Source organism: Nocardia sp. NBC_01377 (genome assembly GCF_045040005.1).
Lineage (GTDB): Bacteria > Actinomycetota > Actinomycetes > Mycobacteriales > Mycobacteriaceae > Nocardia > Nocardia noduli.
This window is the reverse complement of record NZ_CP109566.1, coordinates 59,529-79,374: the sequence shown is the minus strand read 5'-3', so window position 1 is coordinate 79,374 and position 19,846 is coordinate 59,529. Positions and strand designations below refer to the sequence as shown.

The 19,846-nt window shown below is 68.6% G+C and carries 19 protein-coding genes and 1 tRNA gene; 11 read left to right on the top strand and 9 right to left on the bottom strand.

All coding sequences use genetic code 11. The features are described from left to right. Window positions 1-114: 114 nt before the first annotated feature. Together OG225_RS00315 and OG225_RS00310 are read right to left on the bottom strand one after the other, a co-directional pair. Window positions 115-1,206 (bottom strand): calcium:proton antiporter, encoded by a 1,092-nt coding sequence (locus OG225_RS00315; RefSeq protein WP_405179905.1) that lies wholly within the window; start codon window positions 1,204-1,206, stop codon window positions 115-117. A gap of 58 nt (window positions 1,207-1,264) precedes the next feature. Next, window positions 1,265-1,660, bottom strand: a complete 396-nt coding sequence (locus OG225_RS00310) for a nitroreductase/quinone reductase family protein (protein WP_405179904.1) — start codon at window positions 1,658-1,660, stop codon at window positions 1,265-1,267. A 100-nt stretch (window positions 1,661-1,760) separates the two neighbouring features. Here OG225_RS00310 and OG225_RS00305 point away from each other — a divergent pair. Continuing rightward, window positions 1,761-1,837 (top strand) — tRNA-His (locus tag OG225_RS00305). 9 nt (window positions 1,838-1,846) lie between these two features. Here the strand turns inward: OG225_RS00305 and OG225_RS00300 are convergent. Next, window positions 1,847-2,650 (bottom strand): transglutaminase family protein, encoded by an 804-nt coding sequence (locus tag OG225_RS00300; RefSeq protein ID WP_405179903.1) that lies wholly within the window; start codon window positions 2,648-2,650, stop codon window positions 1,847-1,849. 112 nt (window positions 2,651-2,762) lie between these two features. Here OG225_RS00300 and OG225_RS00295 point away from each other — a divergent pair, with 112 nt between their 5' ends. Next, complete coding sequence (locus OG225_RS00295) at window positions 2,763-3,434, top strand: phosphate signaling complex PhoU family protein (protein WP_405179902.1); 672 nt, start codon at window positions 2,763-2,765, stop codon at window positions 3,432-3,434. Between the two features lie 49 nt (window positions 3,435-3,483). Here the strand turns inward: OG225_RS00295 and OG225_RS00290 are convergent, their stop codons facing one another. After that, window positions 3,484-3,912 (bottom strand): hypothetical protein, encoded by a 429-nt coding sequence (locus OG225_RS00290; protein ID WP_405179901.1) that lies wholly within the window; start codon window positions 3,910-3,912, stop codon window positions 3,484-3,486. Further along, entirely contained in the window at window positions 3,905-4,810 is a 906-nt protein-coding gene (locus tag OG225_RS00285; protein WP_405179900.1) for a LysR family transcriptional regulator, read from the bottom strand. The genes OG225_RS00290 and OG225_RS00285 overlap by 8 nt, the downstream gene beginning before the upstream one ends. Window positions 4,811-4,880: 70 nt before the next feature. Here OG225_RS00285 and OG225_RS00280 point away from each other — a divergent pair, with 70 nt between their 5' ends. The 3 genes from OG225_RS00280 to OG225_RS00270 all read left to right on the top strand — a co-directional run bounded on the left by OG225_RS00280 (window position 4,881) and on the right by OG225_RS00270 (window position 7,734). Then, window positions 4,881-6,140 carry a TDT family transporter gene (locus tag OG225_RS00280; RefSeq protein ID WP_405179899.1) on the top strand — a complete coding sequence of 420 codons (1,260 nt, stop codon included), beginning with the start codon at window positions 4,881-4,883 and terminating at the stop codon, window positions 6,138-6,140. Between the two features lie 203 nt (window positions 6,141-6,343). Next, a complete protein-coding gene (locus tag OG225_RS00275) occupies window positions 6,344-7,546 on the top strand; it encodes a cytochrome P450 (RefSeq protein ID WP_405179898.1) in 1,203 nt (400 codons plus the stop codon). After that, window positions 7,543-7,734, top strand: a complete 192-nt coding sequence (locus OG225_RS00270; protein WP_405179897.1) for a ferredoxin — start codon at window positions 7,543-7,545, stop codon at window positions 7,732-7,734. The genes OG225_RS00275 and OG225_RS00270 overlap by 4 nt, the downstream gene beginning before the upstream one ends. 16 nt (window positions 7,735-7,750) lie before the next feature. Here OG225_RS00270 and OG225_RS00265 read toward each other — a convergent pair whose 3' ends face one another. Continuing rightward, window positions 7,751-8,374, bottom strand: a complete 624-nt coding sequence (locus tag OG225_RS00265) for a hypothetical protein (protein ID WP_405179896.1) — start codon at window positions 8,372-8,374, stop codon at window positions 7,751-7,753. 187 nt (window positions 8,375-8,561) lie between these two features. Between OG225_RS00265 and OG225_RS00260 the strand changes: the two genes are divergently transcribed. Then, a complete protein-coding gene (locus OG225_RS00260; RefSeq protein ID WP_405179895.1) occupies window positions 8,562-9,104 on the top strand; it encodes a YaeQ family protein in 543 nt (180 codons plus the stop codon). 735 nt (window positions 9,105-9,839) lie between these two features. On the opposite strand, the gene OG225_RS00255 is transcribed toward OG225_RS00260, so the two are convergent. Continuing rightward, the gene (locus tag OG225_RS00255; RefSeq protein ID WP_405179894.1) at window positions 9,840-10,586 is read right to left on the bottom strand and encodes a PIG-L deacetylase family protein; all 747 of its coding nucleotides are present in this window, start codon (window positions 10,584-10,586) and stop codon (window positions 9,840-9,842) included. Window positions 10,587-10,722: 136 nt separating this feature from the next. Next, window positions 10,723-11,814 (bottom strand): class I SAM-dependent methyltransferase, encoded by a 1,092-nt coding sequence (locus OG225_RS00250; protein WP_405179893.1) that lies wholly within the window; start codon window positions 11,812-11,814, stop codon window positions 10,723-10,725. A 108-nt stretch (window positions 11,815-11,922) separates the two neighbouring features. On the opposite strand from OG225_RS00250, the gene OG225_RS00245 reads away from it, so the two are divergent. From OG225_RS00245 to OG225_RS00230, 4 genes are all read left to right on the top strand, one after another. Further along, on the top strand, window positions 11,923-15,228 hold the full coding sequence (locus OG225_RS00245) for an AfsR/SARP family transcriptional regulator (protein ID WP_405179892.1): 3,306 nt from the start codon (window positions 11,923-11,925) through the stop codon (window positions 15,226-15,228). Between the two features lie 190 nt (window positions 15,229-15,418). After that, a complete protein-coding gene (locus OG225_RS00240) occupies window positions 15,419-16,117 on the top strand; it encodes an alpha/beta fold hydrolase (RefSeq protein WP_405179891.1) in 699 nt (232 codons plus the stop codon). Between the two features lie 628 nt (window positions 16,118-16,745). Beyond that, window positions 16,746-17,525, top strand: a complete 780-nt coding sequence (locus OG225_RS00235; RefSeq protein ID WP_405179890.1) for an HNH endonuclease family protein — start codon at window positions 16,746-16,748, stop codon at window positions 17,523-17,525. Window positions 17,526-17,581: 56 nt separating this feature from the next. Continuing rightward, window positions 17,582-17,785, top strand: coding sequence for a hypothetical protein (locus OG225_RS00230; RefSeq protein WP_109523466.1), 204 nt, complete (start codon window positions 17,582-17,584; stop codon window positions 17,783-17,785). Window positions 17,786-17,793: 8 nt separating this feature from the next. Here the strand turns inward: OG225_RS00230 and OG225_RS00225 are convergent, their stop codons facing one another. Continuing rightward, complete coding sequence (locus OG225_RS00225; RefSeq protein ID WP_405179889.1) at window positions 17,794-18,897, bottom strand: NAD(P)-dependent alcohol dehydrogenase; 1,104 nt, start codon at window positions 18,895-18,897, stop codon at window positions 17,794-17,796. 159 nt (window positions 18,898-19,056) lie between these two features. Here OG225_RS00225 and OG225_RS00220 point away from each other — a divergent pair, with 159 nt between their 5' ends. Continuing rightward, window positions 19,057-19,842, top strand: coding sequence for a helix-turn-helix domain-containing protein (locus tag OG225_RS00220; RefSeq protein WP_405179888.1), 786 nt, complete (start codon window positions 19,057-19,059; stop codon window positions 19,840-19,842). Window positions 19,843-19,846 lie beyond the last annotated feature (4 nt).

Here is a 19,846-nt window from a genome sequence, read left to right as displayed (position 1 = left end):
GTAAATCCGTGACGAGAGTTGATCTTCTCGGAGGCTACCCGAACCCGGACACCCCGAACATCACCATTCGCGAACGATCGCCCAACCCAAAAGCTAATAGTTGGCTACTTATCCTTACGGGCTCGCGGCCAGGAAGACGAAGGCCGAGAACAGGGCGAGGTGCACCCCGCCCTGGAGCAGCGTCGCCCGTCCCGGCACCACCGTGAGCACGCCGACGACGACGGTGATCGCGAGCAGAACCATCTGCGTCGCCCCGAGTCCGAGCACCAGCGGCCCGTCCAGCCAGATGGTCGCCACCGCGAGTGCCGGAATGGTCAGCCCGATACTGGCCATCGCCGAACCGAGCGCCAGATTCAGGCTGATCTGCACCTGGTCACGGCGTGCCGACCGGACCGCGGCGAGCGTCTCCGGCAACAGTACGAGCAGCGCGATCACCACGCCGACGGCCGCGTGCGGCAGCCCCGCCGAGGCAACGCCGGATTCGATGGCGGGCGAGACCACCTTGGCCAACCCGACCACGCAGATCAGGGCGACCAGCAGTATCCCCAGGCTGAGCAGTGTGGTCCGCACCGTGGGGCGTGCGCCGCGCAGTTCGTCCTCGGTGACGACGCCGCGCCCTTCGACGGGCAGGAAGTCGTCGCGATGACGCACCGTCTGGACCATGACGAACAGCCCGTACAGCAACAGCGAGGCGACCGCGGCGAAGGCCAGCTGCGCCGGCGAGAATTCCGGGCCGGGCTTACTCGAGGTGAACGTCGGCAGCACGAGACTCAGCGTGGCCAGGGTCGCCACCGTCGCCAGGGCCGCGCCGGTGCCCTCCGCGTTGAACTCCGCCACCCGTCTGCGCAGCGCGCCGACCAGCAGGGAGAGTCCGAAGATTCCGTTGCAGGTGATCATGACGGCGGCGAACACGGTGTCACGGGCAAGGGTGGCGCTCTTCTCGCCGCCGGAGATCATGAGGGTGACGATCAGCGCGACCTCGATCACCGTCACCGCGACCGCGAGTACGAGGGACCCGAACGGCTCACCGACCCGCTGGGCGACGACCTCCGCGTGATACACCGCCGCGAGCACCGCCCCGACCAGGGCCGACGCCACGACGACCACCCCGAAACCGGGCAGATTCCGGCCCCAGGTGAGAAGTAGCGCGACGACGGCGAGTAATGGGACGAACACAGTCCAGCGGGTAATCAACGCACGGATCATGCCTCTATCGTCCCAGCTAATTTCGGACATACCACGGCCGGGTATCCGAGCCGGACGATCAGTCGTCCAGGTCGACCCGCAGTGTGAGCAGATCGGTGCCGACCGCGCGCACGGCCGTGCTGTTCCCTCTCGGCAGTTCGCGCAAGCGCGCGATCGGATCGTCGTCGGGCAGCAGATGCGCCGTGCCGGAATGCCAGTGACCGCGCAGGCGGACCCGAACCCGGTTGTTCGCCGTGATGTTCCGGACGTACTGGGACCGCGGGCCGAATTCGGAGACGAACCAGAATTCGTTCCCGACGCGACGCCCGCCTATCGGGGTGATCCGAGGTTCACCGCTGACCCGCCCGACGGTCTCCAGCAGCTGCTGTCCCGGGAGTCTGCGCAGGATCGGATTGCCGACCCGGCGTTGGAAAGTCGTGATCAGGCGGTGCTGCACATCGTTGCTGGAGGGCACGCCTCGACGGTAACACCGGGCGGGCCGTCCGAAAATGGGTCGCGCGGGCCGCGCCGCGGACGATACCGTCGAATTCGAACGGGGGTCACCGCCCGGGATGGTGGGCGTAGCTCAGTCGGTCAGAGCGCCTGGTTGTGGTCCAGGAGGTCGCGGGTTCGATTCCCGTCGCTCACCCCACCGTGATTCTCATTGCAATGTCACGGGTGTGACGTGGTCGTCGATCGGCAGGTAGCCCTCGACGAAGGCGTTCACCCACATATTGCTGACGTAGATCTCGCCGCCGTGGTTGTCGAGGAACGCGGCGTCGGAGGCGTCACGCCCGGTGGCGATCCGCACGAAGGTGGTGCGCGGGGCGAGGCCGGTGGCGTCGAGGACATGCCAGACGCCGTCGACGCAGGCTTCGGCCACCGCGTGGAAATCCATGGGGAACAAGCCCGGCGCGTAGACCGCGACCAGGCGGGCGGGCACCTTCACCGCCCGCAGCAGCGCGACCGTCAGGTGAGTGAAATCACGACACACCCCCGCGCCCGAGAGCAAGGTCTCCACCGCGCCGTCGGTGTGGTCGCTGCTTCCGGAGGCATAGCGCAACCGCTTGGCGACCCAGGCCGCTATCGCGGTCGCGCGCTCCGACTCGGTCGCGGTGGCGTCGAATTCCGATGCGGCGAAGGCGTGCAGCCGATCCGATTCGGCGTAGCGACTCGGCCGCAGATACAGCGCGCGGTCGTAGTCCGACGGTTGCTGCGGCGGCGCCGTGCCGAGGATCGTCGCGCGGTAGTCCGCGCGCAGAGTGCCAGGTCCGGAGGCGAAGCGGTGGATCCTGGTGCCGTGCGGACCCGCGATCTCGGCGGGGGTCACCGCGACACCGTCCAATTCGAAGACCAGTGATTCCGAAACCTCGATTCCCGGCTGCCCCGCCACCGCGATCTGGAATTCGAGAGTGGTAGGTGCGGAGATCGCGACCTCCAGATGAGCAGAGACATCGCGTTTCACCTGGCCCATCCTGCCCCAATATCGCGTTGTCGGCCTGCGGGTTCAGATGGCCCCCGACAACCCGGCGAGGATTCGTCTACTTCTCGAGGCGGCGATAGGAGACAATTTGCGCGTGCGGACCCAGTTCACCCACGAGCTCATCGCGTTGACCAACGATCTGACGCTGATGTGCCGAGTCGCCCACGACGCCGTAGAGCGCGTGATCGACGCCCTCGTCGACGCCGATCTCCAGGCCACCTACGAGGTTTTCGCTCTCGACGAGCAATTGCAGAAGATGTATGGCGCGTGCGAGGCGCGAACGGTGGTTCTGCTCGCGCTACAGGCTCCCGTCGCCCGTGACCTTCGTCACGTGGTGACCGCCATCCAGATCGCGAGCGAACTGTCACGCATCGGATCGCTCACCAATCGGGTGGCCGACCGGATCTACCGCAGCCACCCCGGACATGTCGGACCGCAGGGCGTGCTCGACATCCTCGCGGCGATGGGACGTCTTGCCGCACACCGCACCGCGGTATCCGGTGAGGCCGTCGCGACCGGCCACCACACCGAGGTCGCGCCGCCCACCGACGGCTCCATCGACGACTTGCGGACCAGATTGCACACGGCGCTCACCGAATCCGACCCGGACCGATCCGCCGATCTCACGATCGAGTTGGCCCTGCTCGGCAGTTACCTGGAACGCTGCGTCGAGCACACCGACCGCATCGACAGCCTGATCCGCTTCCTGGACACCGGAATTCCGCCGACAGCCCAGCCCAGGGAAGAGCCCGAACCCGAGGACTGATCTCACAGTCACCCCGCACCGACTGTGAGTTCCGTTGCGTGCCGCGCGGTTACGGATCGAGCCGATCCAGCAGCCAACGGGGTCCGGCGGTTTCGGCCCCGAGCGCTTCGACCCGACGCCGCAACTCACGATCGGCGGTGACGACCAGGATCTCGCGTCCCCGGCCGGGGACGGCGGCGGCGACCACCGCCACGATGGTGTCGTCACCGGAACCTTCGGCACGCACCACCCGCACGCCGTCGAATTCCGTTGCGGCAGCCGCCTTCGCCGCGCCTTCGAGCACCACCACCAGTTCCACGGGGGGTCGTGTCCGCGCCGCGAAGTCGCGCAGGCGCTCCAGGAGCCGTCGCGCGGCGCCCGCCCGATCGCGCCACCACCCGTCGGGGCGCGAGCCGACGACGTTGGCGGCGTCCACCACGACGAGGCGGTCGGTCGATCCGCCGTCGTGTCCCGGTCCGCCGGGCGAGCGCTCAGGCACGGTGGGCGATGGTGTAGAGGTCACGGGCGGGACCGCGCAGGCGCTCCCCCGTCGGCCAGACGGCGCGCAGGGTGCGCTCGAGGTCGAGTCCGGTGATCGTCGGGGACACCAGGGTGCCCGCGGCGATCTCGGCGGCGACCGCGAGCGAACTGAGCACGGCCGGACCGGCGCCCGCGGCCACCGCCGATTTGATGGCGGTCGTCGAGGACAGTTCCAGCGCGACATCCGGTCGCCTGCCGGGCAGATCGCGGGCGACGGCGTGTTCGAACCAGGTCCGGGTGCCCGAACCCGGCTCCCGATGGATCAGCGGGGTGTCAGCGAGTTCCTCCGCCCCGACGCGGTCGCGCGCGGCCCACTCGTGTTCGGGCGAGACCACCACGACCAACCGGTCACGCGCCACCGGATGACTCTCCAGTCCGCGGAACCGCCCCGGGCTCTCGACGAAACCGATTCCTGCCCTTCGTTCCAGTACCGCACGCGCGACTTCGACCGAATTACCCGACTCGAGCGCGATGGTGGTCTCCGGGGCCGCCTTCCGCAGCTGCATCAACCAGGCCGGGAACAGGTATTCGGCGACGGTCTGGCTCGCGGCGACCCGCAGCCTGGAATGCCGTTGCGCGCGCAGGGTGTCGATCCCGGCGTCGAGTTGTCGGGCGGCGTCCACCACGGTGCGCGCCCATTCGATGATCAGCGCACCGGCCGGGGTCGGCCGCGATCCGAGCGTGGTCCGTTCCAGCACCGGTATTCCGACCAGTTTCTCCAGGTAGCGGATCCGCGAGGACGCCGAGGGCTGGCTGATGCCGTGAGCCTGGGCGGCGCGCCCGATACTGCCCAGTTCCAGCACCGAGACCAGCAGGTCGAGTGCGGCCAGATCGGGCACGCGCGGTGACAGGGGCATAGAACCAGTCTATGTATTCATAGGCGCACGGTGTCTACGCCCCGCGCCGGGCGGGAGCGAGGCTGGAGCCATGACCGCCACCGTGATGTTCGAGGCACCCCAGCGACCGGCACCCGCGCACCCCCGGCTTCACTCCGGCGTGCGCACCGGCGCCCGATTGCGCGAACTCGGTCCGAACTGGTTCGCCATCGTGATGGGCACCTCGATCGTGGCCACGGCCGCCGTCACCCTGCCACTGCGGTTCCCCGGTCTGCGGGCCGCGGCGACCGCGATATGGGCGCTGGCCGCGGCGGTGCTGGTGGCACTGACGGTGGCGTGGATCGCGCAGCGGCTGCGGTTTCCGGAGACCACGCGGGCACACCTCGATCATCCGGTGATGACGCATTTCTTCGGCGCTCCCCCGATGGCGCTGGTGACCGTCGGCGCGGGCACCCTGATACTCGGCGGCGATGTGATCGGCATGCCCGCCGCAGTGGCCGTGGACTGGATGCTGTGGACGGCGGGTACCGTCCTCGGCTTGGTGACCGCCTTCGCCATCCCCTACCGGATGATCACCCGACCGCGCGTCGAACCCGCCGTGGCCTTCGGCGGCTGGCTGATGCCGGTGGTCGCGCCGATGGTGTCGGCCGCGCTCGGCGCACTGCTCGTCCCGCACACCCCCGAGGGACAGTGGCGTCTGACGATGCTCCTCGGTTGCCTGGCGATGTTCGGGCTGAGCCTGATCGCGGCCGTGCTCACCATCTCCGTGATCTGGTCGCACCTGCTGCGTCACGGCGCGCCGCGCGGTGCCATGACGCCCACCCTGTGGCTGGTTCTCGGTCCGCTCGGCCAGTCGGTGACCGCCGCCGGACTGCTCGCCGATGCCGCACCGCTCGCCCTGCCCGCCCCCTACGCCCAAGGGCTGTCCGTGTTCTCGGTCGTCTTCGGTCTCATCACCTGGGGTTTCGCGATGCTGTGGCTGGCGTTGGCCGCCGCCGTCACCCTGCGGACGGCTCGCGCGGGCGAATTGACGTTCAGCCTGACCTGGTGGGGTTTCACCTTCCCGCTCGGCACCTGCGTGACCGGCAGCGCCGTGCTCTACCACCACACCGGCGCGTACCTGTTCGCGGGCGCCGCGGTACTCATGTACGCGGCGCTGGTCGCACTCTGGGCGGTGGTCGCGACGCGCACGGTTCGCGCGCTGATCGACGGATCGTTGTTGCGGCCCGCTCCCTGCCCTCAGCCGGACCCGACGCGGACCTGCCCGCCACCGCATTCCGGCACCAACGTGCCCGCGGCGAAGAAGTTTTCGCATACCGTCCCGTTTCCCGTAGGAGGGACGGTATCTTGAGTGACGAAACCGCCTCCGGGCGATGGGGTTACGGTGCCGAGGGGTAGCCGCGACCGCCCTCGCGCGGCGGATGAGCAGCCATGCCGACCACTCGATTCTGCGGGCGAGCGCCCTCGCGCGCCGATGGTCGGCCGGGTGCGGATCCACGGAGCACCGACTCCCGCCGCGCTCGGTGGGCAGAGAACGAAGAGGTGCACCACGTCATGACGAAATCCGCCGTGCAATTCGATCCGTTCTCCGAGGAGTTCTACGCGAATCCGTACGAGATCTACCGCCGGATGCGCCAGGACGCACCCGTCTATTACAACGCCGAATACGACTTCTACGCGCTGACCCGGCACGAGGATGTCGCGGCGGCCTTCAAGGACCACCAGACCTATTCCTCGGCGCGCGGTGTCGATCTGGCCCAGATCAAATCCGGCGTGCCGCCGCACAGGTCGATCATCTTCATGGATCCGCCGGACCACCGGCATATGCGCAATCTGCTCAGCCGGGCATTCACCCCGCGCGCGATCCAGACCCAGCGCGACACCGTCGTCGAACTGGTGCGCAAATACCTCGACCGGGTCGACCCGGTCGAATTCGACCTGATCCAGGATTTCTCGGCACTGTTCCCGGTGGAGGTCATCACCCGGATGGCGGGCGTGCCCGAGGAATTCCGCCAGCAGGTGCGCCTGTGGATCGATGAGACCTTGCATCGCGAACCGGGGCAGATGGAATCGACCGAAGCCGGTGCGCAGGCCGCCGCCGACACCGCGATCTTCTATTACAACCTCGTCCAGGAACGGCGGGCCGACCCGCGCGACGACATGATCAGCACCCTGATCGCCGCCGAGATCGAACGTGACAACGGCGAGATGACCAGTCTCGACGATCTCGAGATCGCCGCGTTCGCCACCCTGCTGGGCGGGGCCGGGGCCGAGACGGTCACCAAACTACTGGGCAACGCGATCGCGACCTTCGCCCGTCATCCGGATCAATGGCGCGAACTCCTCGACGATCGAGGCAAGATTCCGGCGGCGGTCGAGGAGAACCTTCGCTACGAAGGGCCGGTGCAATACAACGTGCGCTGCACCCGCAAAGAGGCGCGGGTGCACGAAGTCACCATCCCCGAGGGCAAACCGGTATTCCTCATCGGCGCGTCCGCCAACCGCGACCCGGACGCGTTCACCGACGCCGACACCTTCGATATCGATCGCGACCGCACCCAATCGCAGAATCTGGGCCTCGGTTACGGAATCCACAGTTGCCTCGGCGCGGCCCTCGCGCGTTCGGAGACCACGATCGCGCTCGACCATCTCCTCGATTTCATGCCGCGCTACGACATCGACTGGGACCGCTGCGAACGGGTCACCATGCAGAATGTCGCCGGGTGGTCCCGGCTGCCGGTGCGGGTGCTGTCATGAGAATCGAAGTGGATTTCGGACTGTGCGAGAGCAACGGCGTCTGCATGGGCATCGTCCCCGAGGTCTTCCAACTCGGGGACGACGACCAGCTCAGCGTCGCCCGCACCGACGTGACCGAACAGATCGAGGCGCCGGTGCGCGACGCGGTCCGTCGATGTCCCCGGCAGGCGATCACCGTGGTCGACTGACAGACCGCTGACGCGACTACTTCGCGACGGCCTTGGCGCCGTTCGGCGCGACCGCGAACCACGTTCCGCCGACGCCCTGTCCGAGCAGATCGCCGGGCTTGGCGTCCTTGGAGAAGTAGTACACCGGCCAGCCGCCGACGGTGATCTGGCAGGTGCCGTCGGCCCGCTCGATGAAACCGACCTGCTGGGGATCGACGCCCGCCGCGAACAGCACCTGATCCCGGTTCACGGTCAGCGGCGGCCACGTCACCGCGCACTGGCCGGAGCAATTGGACACCGACGGCTGCGCGGTGTCCTTGTCGAACCGGTACAGCGAGCGGCCCGCGCCGTCCGAGACGTACTTCCCGACCGCCGGGTTGTCGACGATGTTCAGTTGGACCGCGCTGGTACCCGCCGGGGCGGTGCCCGCGTAGATCTTCAGCCAGCCCTGGGTCTTCGCCACCGTCGGCGCCTGGCCAGCGACCGGTTCGGACGCGGCGGCGGTGGCCTGCGTGCTCGCTGTCGCGGCGGGCGCGGCGGGCGCGGCGGGCGCGGCCTGCGATCCCTCGTCGCTACCGCAACCGCTGAGCAGTCCGACGAGGACGACGGCCGATGCCGCGACGGGAACCATGGAACGCGTGATCTGCTTGGCAGAAAACATCTTTCACCCTCCGGTGCTTTTCGGCGTGGCATTCCCGCGCCTTCTCACCCCATTCCACGAGCCCGGACCGGCTCCGGTTCACCGCCGCGTCGAAGTCGACGGTGAGTGCTGCGTCACAGCCGTCTCGCGGCGTTCGGCACGCCGGGTGCGGAGCCGTCGCGCGGCAGTCATCTAAGCTGCTGTTCCCATGGCTCTCAACGCGACAGTGCACAATTTCACCGTTCAGGTGGCCGACGTGGACCGTGGCGTCTACGAGGATCTGTCATTGCGTCTGGCGCGCCACCCGTCCGAGACCGCCGAATTCATGCTGACGCGACTGCTCGCCTACTGCCTCGAATACGAGGAGGGCATCACATTCAGCGAGGGCGGCGTCTCCTCGACCGACGAACCCGCCGTCCTGGTGCGCGATCTCACCGGCCGCATCACCGCGTGGATCGAAGTGGGCGCACCGGACGCCGAACGCGTGCATCGCGGCAGCAAACTCGCCGGCCGGGCCGCCGTGTACACCCATCGCGACCCCGCCAAGGTGCTGGCCCAGTTCGCGGGCAAACGCATCCACCGGGCCGAGGAGATCCCCCTCTACAATTTCGACCGCGCCTTCGTCGACGCCGCGGCCGCCGCGATCGAACGGCGCAACACCGTCACGCTGTCGGTCACCGAACGCCTGATGTACCTGGATCTGAACGGGATCAGCCTCAGCGCGCCCGTCGAAGAGCACCGTCTCGGGTAGTTCCACGCACGAGCCCGGACAGGAGTACCGATGTCGGACCATATGATCGAGGATCTGATCGAAGGATCGATCCGCTTACTGGACAAGCACTTTCCCGCCGACGATCGACGCGTCCGGGACCGGATCGCGGCGCTGTACCGATTCCAGGAGATCTTCGACTGCTCGTTCACGCATTTCCGGGTGATGGAGGTGCTTCTGAAGCGCGGATTCACCTACCGCCTCCCCCTGACCGACCACCCCGAATACTCGCTACGGCAGACGTATTTCGACGGCCTCACGGAATTCACCGGTCTCGCGTCGATCGCGGACGACGAAGACCCGAGCGGCTGGCTCGACCAGGGCTACGTCGACCCGCCGCACCTCTACTGCGACGCGGGCACCACGCTGTGGTCTCGACTCGTGGAATCCGGCAGGCTCCCGTCCGAACCATCGGAACGAATCCTACTCGTGGACGTGGTGCGCGACGTCGTGACGGCGGCCGAAACCGACGGCGATATCGAACTGATCGCACTCTGGCACGCACTGGGCTGGACCATGCTGGCCGGCAGCGGCTACATCGATGATCCCCGCGAGTCACCCGCATTCGACGCCATCCGTTCGGTGGCGATCCGGGCCGGTGCGACGACATTCGCGCTGCCGGAGGGCTACCGACCTCCCGCCGAGTACTACGAGGACGATGAGATCGGAACCTGGTGGGCGGGAAGTGATTCCGATCCGTTCTGCATCCGGGGTGGGTCAGCAACCGGCGATGTGGTCGTGGACCGGGACGGCGTCGACGAAAGTCTCCACCCGGCAGGCCCATTCCCGCATGGTGTCCTCGCCGAGCATGGCGAGCAGATCGGCGGTTTGGGTCGACTGGGCGCGGAGGGCGACCAGTTTGCGGTCGGCGGCGGCGTCGTCGAGGTGTAGTTCCACGGCGAGTTCGTCGGGTCGGGCGCGGGCGGGTAGGTCGTCGCCGTCGAACATGGCGAGGCGGGCGTAGAGGTCACGCCAGGTGTCGAAGAAATCGGCGGTGCCCCGGGCGTGCAACAGTCGGGCGTGCGGGGCGGCCAGGTCACGGGTCGCGCCCGCCCAGGCGGAGACGATGCGATGGTCGGGGTGTCCGGTGAAGCCGTCGGGGCCGAAGGTGAGCACGACCTCGGGGCGCACCTCGGCGGCGATCGCGGTGAGGCGTGCCACCACCGCGTCGAAAGGCGCTGCGGCGCAATCGCCGTCGGGTAGGTCGAGGTGGTGGTGTTCGGTGACGCCGAGTGCGGCCAGGCTGGCGCGCAGTTCGGCGGTGCGGACCCGTGCCAATCGCGCGGGCGGCCAGCGCGCGGGATCGGAGGTGCCGTGTTCGCCCCTCGTCGCGGTGACGCAGACGACGCGGCGGCCCGCATCCCTGGCGGCGGCCATCAGACCGCCGGACAGGTAGACCTCGTCGTCGGGGTGCGCCCAGATCCCCAGGACGGGGCCGGTGCCGGGCAGTGGGTGAACGGTCATGGGAAACAGTGCCTTTCGTGGGCTGGGGGCCGACATCACGATGTCGGCCCCGTCCCGCGGTGGTTCGAGGAGCAGCGGAGACGCGCTGCCATCGGACAGCCGGGTCACCGAAAAGGGTTGCTCAGGCGGTGATCATTCAGGCGGTGATCTCGTACAGGATGTTGAAGGGGTTCTCCATCTCGACCCGGCGGACCGTGCCGAATCCGGCCCGCGCGCACATCTCGCGCGCGGTGTGTTCGGGGAAACCGCAGGTGCCGAGGCCCGCGCCGCCGTCGGCGAGCGAGGTGGTCATGCAGAACAGCACGCTCACGCCGTAGAAGTAGGCGGCGACCGGGCCCGCGTTGTCCTCGAGGCGGTGGCTCGCGTTGATGTCCAGGCACAGGTAGCGGCCGTCGGGGCGCAGTGCGGCGCGGATGGCGCGCAGCATGCCGAGCGGGTCGGCGGCGTCGTGGATGACGTCGAAGGTGGTGATCACGTCGTAGTCACCGGGCAGTTCACCCGAGACGTCGCGGCATTCGAATCGCACCCGGTCGCCGACACCGGCGGCCAGCGCCGCCGCACGGGCCGCCTCGATGGATTCGGGGTGCACGTCGAAGCCGACATAGTGACCTTCGGGGAACTGCTCGGCCAGGCGGATCAGCGCCCGGCCCCGACCGCAGCCGACATCGGCGACGTCGGCGCCGCGACGAAGCGTCTCGTGGAGATCGGGCAGCGCGGGCAGCCAGACCTGTGGCAGCAGATAGTCGAACCAGCCCGCGCTGAATCGCTCCAGGCCCTGCCACCAATCCGTCGGATAGGCCGACATCGGCACGCCGCCGCCGTAGCGGAACGAGTCGAGCACCGCGCCGAGAATGCCGGTGAGGCCGAACAGCGCCTGGTGCAGACCGCCGATGTGGGCGGGGCTCTCCACCGCGAGTACCGGGACATGGGCCGGGGGCAGGGCGAAGCGCGCGGTCTCGGGGCTGTGGTCGAGGTAGCCGTGTGCCGTCATCGACGACAGCCATTCACGCACGTACCGTTCGTCGGTGCCGGTCGCGGCGGCCAGTTCGGCGGCGGTGACCGGGCGGGAATCGGCCATGGCGCGCCACAGTCCGAGCCGGTCGCCGAGCATGGTCATGGTGGTGACCATCCAGGTCGCCGCGTCGCCGACGGCGCGCGCCGCGAAGGCTTCGATCGCGGCGGGGTCGGGCGCGGTGGCGCCGGTGATGGGATCGAGGGTGGAAGTCATCGTCCTCGTACCTCCTGTTCGTTGGGGGACGATGCGAGGATGGAACGGCGCTGTTGCAGCGCGGATGCAGCACGGTTGCGGCCGAGGACGGTGAGGTGGACGGGCCGGATGGAGTTCGGTGTGCTCGGAGCGTTGCGCGTGCGCGACGCCGACGGCGAAATGCGGATCGGCAGCCCGTCGCAGCGGCGAGTGCTGACCGCACTGCTGGTGCACGCGGACACCGTGGTCTCCGTCGACCGGCTGATATCGGCGCTGTGGGACGAGCGACCGCCCGAGACCGCGACCCGCACACTGCACAGCTACCTCGCCCGACTGCGCGGCGTACTGCACGCCGACGGCGTCGAACGCCTGGTCACCCGGCCGCCCGGCTACCTGCTGCGCCTCGACGCCGCCGACCGGTTCGACGCCGCCCGGTTCGACCGACTGGTGAACGCCGCACACCGTGATCCCGAACGCGCCGCCGCCCTGCTGGACGAGGCGCTCGCGCAATGGCGAGGCCCCGCCTACGCCGAATTCGCCGAAACCGAATTCGCCCGCCCGGAGGCGCAGCGGCTGGACGCGTCACGACTGGACGCGATCGAGGAACGTTTCGAGATCGGACTCGCGCACGGCGCGCACGCCGAATCGGTCGCCGCGCTCGACGCGCACGTGCGCGCCAATCCCCTGCGCGAACGTGCGGCGTCGCAGTTGGTGCGCGCGCTGTACCGGGTCGGCAGGCAGGCCGACGCGCTGACAGTGTTGCGCACCGTGCGCACCCGGTTGGACGCCGAACTCGGCGTCGCACCGTCACCGGCGCTGCGCGCGCTGGAAACCGCTGTGCTGCGCCAGGATCCGGAGCTGGAAGCGCGGGTTCCCCCGACGCCGATCTCGCTGTCCGTCGCGCGGCCCGCACCGACCCCGGTACAGCGCGCGCACCCCCGGCTCCCACCAGCCGCTACTGCCCCCGCGAGCACAGCGCACCACGCGCCCGGGTCGACTCCTGTGCACGCGGCACCCGTCCCAGCGGACGCACGGCCCGCACCCACCTCGGGTGCCGCACAGCCCGTGCCCGCCGCCACCGGGCAACCCGCGCCTACCTCGTCCATCAGGCAGCCCATGCCCACCCCGGCTGCCACACAGCCCACATCCGCCCCGGCCACCGGGCAGCCCAGGCCAGCCCCTGATGCCGCACAGCCCGCGCCCGCGTCGACCACCACACAACCCGCACCCAGCCCAGCTTCCGCACAGCCCACGCCCACCCTGGCTGTCAGCACCCCTGCGCCCCCACCGAGCACCACGCACCCCGTACCCGTGCCGATCGACGGCCTGGTGGGCCGTGAGGACGATCTCGCCCGCGTGGCGGCCGCGCTCGGCACGCACCGCATGCTGACTCTCGTCGGCCCGGGTGGTGTCGGTAAGACGACCTTGGCCCAGCATGTCGCCCATGCCGTGGACGGTGCCGTCGCGTGGTGTGAACTCGCGCCGGTCACCGACGGCGCCGCGGTCGCCCTCGCCGTCGCGACCGCCTCGGGGGCGCGCAGGCAGCCCGGTGCGGATGCGACGGAATCGCTGATCGCCTTCCTCGCTTCCCGCGAGATCCTGCTCGTGGTCGACAATTGCGAGCACGTGCTCGCCGACGCGGCCGGACTGGTGACCCGCATTCTTCGTCGCTGTCCGGCGGTGACGGTTCTCGCGACCAGTCGCGCCGCGCTCGCCGTCCCCGGTGAGCACCTGCATCCGACCGCGCCGCTCCCGGTCCCGGACGGATCGGGTGACGCGGCGGCGTCACCCGCGGTGCGGCTGTTCACGGCACGGGCGCGGGCCGTGCGGCCGGATCTCGAGGTGGACGCCGCGAATCTCGCGCATATCGCCGAGGTGTGCCGCCGCGTCGACGGACTGCCGCTGGCCCTGGAGTTGGCTGCGGCGCGGTTGCGCTCCCTCAACCCCGCCGACCTCGCCGCACGCCTCGTCTCACCCGCCGACCTGCTCACGGGCCCCCGCACGGCGGAACCGAGACACAGCACCCTGCGCGCGGTGATCGACTGGTCCTATGCCCTGCTCAGTCCCGCCGAACAGCGACTGTTCGCCCGACTCTCGGTGTTCGCGGGCGGTTTCGCTCTCGCCGCCGCCGAACAGGTGTGCGGGGAACCGGCACTGCTCGACGTGCTCACAGCGCTGGTGGACAACTCCCTGGTCACCGCGGGGCCGACGGCGGGAACCGTCCGCTACTCGATGCTGGAGACGTTGCGCGATTACGGTCGCGATCTCGTGGAGCGGCGCGGCGAGGCCGACACCCTGCGCGACGCGCACGCCGCGTGGTGTGCGGCGCTGGCCGAGGAAGCGGGACGCGGTCTGCGCGGGCCGGAGGAAGCCCGGTGGATCGCGACCGTCCAGGCCGACCTCGACAACCTGCGCGCGGCGCACCGGCACGCGGTGCGCCGGGGCGATACCGATCTCACCCTGCGCCTTTCGGCCGGGCTGGCGCTGTCGGTGCTGTATCGATTCCCGGACGAAGTGGTGGCGTGGAGCGAGACCGCGCTGACCCTGCCCGACGCCGCCGCGCATCCCCGTTACGCGTCGGTGTGCGGGGCGGTCGCCGAGGCGCTGACCTTCCGCGGCGAACACGAACGCGCCCTGCGCCTCTGCGAACCGGCGCTGGACGCGTTGCCCGATCCGGACGACGCGCGTCGCATGCCCCTGCTCAAGGTCGCGGCGGCGGTCGCGCTGTATCGGGGGCGGTGGGCGGAATGCGCTGCCGCGACCACGGCGCTGCTGGCCCTGGCCCGAGCGCGCGGGGACCGCTGGTATGTGAGCGAGGCATTGCTTTTCGCGAGTTTGGCGCGCACCTACTCCGGTGATCCGGCGGGCGGTCGCACACTCGCCGCCGAGAACCTGACGGTCGCGCGGGCAGCGGACAATCCGAGTCAGATCGCGTGGGCGCTCTACAGCGAGGCCGAGGCGCTGGCCGGCGACGCTCCCGACCGCGCGCTCACCCGCTACCACGAGGCCATCGCCCGAGCCGCGCCCGTCGCCAGCGTTTTCGTCACCAATGTCGCGCACGTCGGCTTGGCCGCCCTGCACACCAGGGCCGGAGCGTCCCCGGCGGCCCTGGCCGAATTCCGTGCGGCCGTGCGCGGCTGGCGTCGCATGCAGGTGTGGCACCACCAGTGGACGACACTGCGCAATCTGCTCCTGCTGCTGGCGGGCATCGACCCCGAAGCCGCGACCACCCTGTCCGGAGCCTTGAACACCCACGCGGCCAACGGTTTCGGAGCCGATGCCGCCGCCGAGGCGGAAACCGTCGACACCCTGCGCGCCGACCTCGGCGACGCGCGCTACGCCGTCGCCCGAGCACACGGCACGACACTGTCCCACGAAGCAACGGTCACCTTCGCCCTGGAGGTGCTCGACCGGAATATCGAGGTCGAGCACTGATCCGCACGCGCCGGATCCTTGCTCACACCCCGATCGCGACGGAACCCGGCTCGCACGGCACACCCTCGCACGGCACACCGTTGCCGACGCGCAAGGACAGGCAGGGCGCGCGACGAAAGATACGGGACAGGAAATACCCTGGTACGCCGCGGAATCGGACAGTCGAGAACTCCGGGAGCAGGAACGGCGCATGCGATCGAAGACGGTGGTAGCCGACGACGGGATCCCACTGTATGTCGGTGTCACGGGCGCGGGCCCGGATGTCGTCGTGCTGTCCGGCGGACCGGGCTGTGTCCATTACCTCGAGCACGACGAGTTGGCGCCGCGCGGCATGCGGGCTTGGTACCCGGAGCCGAGGGGCGTGGGGCGATCAGGCGGCGGACCGCATGACCTCGCACGCGCCGTCGCCGATCTCGAGGCGATCAGGCGGGCGGGGAACATCGACAGCTGGGTTGTGCTCGGGCATTCATGGGGCTCGGATCTGGCCGTGCGATACGCCCTCGATCATCCGGACCGGGTACGGGCCGTTGTCGGTGTCGCCGGGCACGGCCTGCACAAGGATCGCACCTGGTCCCGAGCCTACGAGTCCGGCAAACATCTGGAGGCCGCGATCGAGATCGACTGGGAGCCGGACGTTCACGCCGCGCTGAACGCATCATTCATCCGGTGGATCCACGAACCCGACCTGTTGCGTCGACTGGCCGACTCGACCGTCCCCATGACCTTGGTCGCCGCGCGAGAGGATATCCGTCCATCGTGGCCGCTGCGGCAGTTGGCCACCTTGGTCCCACACGGCAGGTTCGAGGAATTGCCAGGGGTCGCGCACCACATGTGGTCGACGGATCCGCAGGTTTGGGCCGATCTGGTGACAAGAGCCTGCCGTGAATAGCGCAATCACCGGTCCGGCGGGTCGCCAGGACACCTTTGCCGCGCGCTGACCGAACTCTCCTGTGACGCTCACCACCGACCGCGCGGTCCGATACACCCCGCCGGTCGACCGACAGACGGACCGAACCCCCGCCGACGCGGATATTTCCGTAGCAACCACGTAGATATCTATCCGAGCAGCAAGTGTTAACCAATACACTCCTGGTCGGTAACATATTTGCCATGAGCTGGATACATACCTACTATTCAACTACGTAGATACCAGAACTTCACGGACGAGATCTCCCCGGTGCGTCACTTCACCTCGGGACCTACCCCTCATCAGCCCCGTGGTGTGGCGTGTCGCGGAACGGCCTGGACAACCGCCCGCGCGCTCGCGCCGGTCGAGTTCGTTCGTGATCCACCGCCCCCGAGGTCGGCGCCGGCACGCCCACCCGGGGGCGGTCCGCGTTCGGAGGGGTTTCGATACCGGTCACGTTGCCGCACAATCGATCCATCGGCGATTGTGCGCAACCTCATACGTAGCGTTAGCTTTCCGTATGCTCGTACCCGGGTAGCTCGACGCACCGCTTTTCCGACGCAGCGAGACGTGAGCGCATGGTTGCAGTCCTGTTCGATGGAGTGTTCTTGTGAAGTGGTTTAGTTCCCGCACGGCGCGTAAGGCTTTCGCCGTCTGCGCACCGATCTGCCTGGCCGCCGCGGTCGCCAGCGCCTGTACCGCCGTCGACGAGTCGACCTCCATCGATGGTGGAGCGCCCGGCCCGGCGCCGACCGCGTCGATATCGGGTAAAGACATCGGCGAACTGGTGGAGAAACTGTCCGAAGCGCCGGAAGGATCGATGTCGGGCTACAGCCGAGAGGAATTCCCGCACTGGGATACCAACAAGCCCGAACACGGATTCGGCGACGAATTCGCGCAATACAGCCGTTGCACCAGCCGCGAGGTGATGATGTTGCGCGACGCCGTCGGCACCGTCACCCTCGATCCCAAAACCTGCGACCTGAAAGTCGGCAAGGACGGCGGCTGGCGCGACGCGTACGGGTTTCTGGACTCGAAAACCGGGAAACTCAAGGAATACAAGTTCATGACCGACCCGGCCAAGGTCGACGCCGAACATATCGTCGCGCTGGCCGAGGCGTGGCGTTCGGGCGCGAACAAACTCGACGAGGACACCCGGCGCCGCATCGCCAACGACGCCATCAACCTGGAGGCGTCCGACCCGTCCGCGAATCGCTCCAAGGGCGATCAGGACGCCGCCAACTATTTGCCGCCGGGCAGTTTCCGGTGTGTCTATCTCGAGCGCTACATCACGGTCAAAGTAAAGTACGGGCTGTCCGTCGATCCCGCCGAGCACGGCGCATTGCGCACCGCAGTCGCCGATTGTGTCAGCCGAGGAGAGTTCAGATAAACGACATCATCGAGATCACCGTCAAGGCAGCCGTCCTCACCGAAGAAGAGGGGACGATGTCCGGTGATCTCGATGTCACCGTCGATGACACGGGCAAAGGCCTGGTCCGATATCGCGAGACCGAAGCCTGGTACACCATCGGCAATTTCGACGCGGAACCGCCGCGCGTGTGGAAAACCGTTTCCGAACTCGCCGCGGCGATCGAGGAAAGCGCCGGTGCGCGCGACGCGGCGGGCAATACCGTGCCCTTCGAAGCCTGAACCCACTTTCACGGCATGCCGACGACCACTTTTCCGAACGGATTCGCGTCGCGGTAGTAGCGGTAGGCCTCGACCGCCTGCTCCAGGGAAAAGATCCGATCGAGCACCGGACGGATTCCGTGCTTCGACATCGCCTCGTTCATCGCCTCGAACTGGGTTCGACTGCCCACAGCGATACGCCGGATCGACAGATAGCCGCCGCCGAACGGATTACCGTCACCTTCGATGGGCGCGGGGCCGGGACTCGCGCCGATAAGGGTGAGTTCGGCGTTGTAGGCCCCGGACCGAACGGATTTCGGCAGCGTCGGCATGCCCACCGCGTCCACGATCCGGTCGACTCCGTCACCGCCGGTCAGGCTCCGGACCCGCTGATCCCAGTCCGGATACTCCGCGCTCACGATCACCTCGTCGACGCCCATCGCGCGCAGCCGTTCGGCTTTCGCCGGTGTCGAAGTGACCACGATGACGCCCGCACCGAACGCGCGGGCGTGCTGGATCGCGAACAACGCGACCGGTCCGGTGCCCACAACAAGCACAGGCTGCCCCGTCCGCACCGGCTCCGGGGTGGTGAGCGCCGCCCAGGCGACGACACCGGCACAGGTCAGGGTGGCCGCCTCGGCATCGGAGAGGTGGGCAGGCACGTGCACCACCGAATCCTGTTCCAGCACCGCGTAGGTCGCGAGCATGCCGTCGTGGTTCGCGCCGTACTGTTCGACGACGTGCGCGAACCGCTGCGGCCCGTCGATCCAGCGCACGAAATACGACGCCGTGACCCGGTCGCCGACCGACGCCCGAGTGACGTTGTCGCCCATCGCTATCACCTCGCCCACGCCGTCGGAGAGCGGGACGACACCGGGGCTCGCGGGCAGCGGGTAGGTCCCGTCCATCAGCATGAGATCACGTCGGTTCAGCGAGGCGGCCCGCACCCGGACGACCACCTGATCCGGGCCCGGTACCGGCACAGCCTGCGGTTTCGCATTCAGCCCGTCGAGTCCGCGCCTCGGATCGAGGTGGTAGGAAACGGCGTTCACAGCACACCGCTCTGCGGTGCGTCGATCCCGATGTACTGCTGGTCCGGCCAGGTAGCGCTGGGCGAACGTGTCGTTGTTCATGGCACCGAGCTTCACGAACGCGGCGCGAGTCCGCGATTCCCCGTGGGGAATGACGGGAAATACACACAGGTCCGGGTCGCGGCGGAATCTCATACCCGGGAGGGAATGGCATGTGGCCCACACCGTCGGCTATCACTGGAATATGACAGCGGTGGCAATATGACAGCGGTGGCCGAGCCGACCGCTTTCGCACGTCAGCTCAAACATTGGCGAACCCTGCGCCGGATCAGTCAGCTGGATCTGGCGATCAGCGCCGACACCAGTCAGCGCTACCTGAGTTTTCTCGAACAGGGACGCTCGCGCCCCGGACGGACCATGGTGGTGCGCCTGGCCGAATCACTCGGGCTGTCCCTGCGCGAACGCAACGGTCTGCTGCTCGCGGCGGGTTTCGCCCCGATCTTTCCCGAGTCCACGCTGGAGACCCCGGAACTGGCGCCGGTCAAGGCCGCGCTCGACCGCATCCTGGACGGTCATATGCCGTATCCGGCGGTAGTGGTGCGTCCGTACGGCATTCTGGTGGGCGCCAACGCGGCCTTCGACGTCCTCACCGAGGGCAGCGCGCCCGAACTGCTCGCGCCGCCGGTCAACGTGCTGCGGTTGGCGCTGCATCCGCGGGGCCTGGCACAGCGGGTGCTCAACCTGCCGGAATGGGGCAGACATGTCACCGAGTCGCTGCGCAACCGCGCCCTTCGCAGTCCGGACCCCGAACTCGACTCTTTCATCGCCGAATTGGAGAGCTATCTGCCCGAGGCCGATCCCGGCCCCGACCATCTCGGTTTCGCCGTCCCGCTGCGGCTGCGGTCGGGCGAGGGCGAACTCCGATTGATCACCACGGTGACCTCGTTCGCCACCGCCGTGGATATCACCCTGTCCGAACTGCACCTGGAAGCGTTTCTCCCGGCCGACGAACACACCGCCGAGATCCTGCGCCGCCGCCGACGCTGACCCG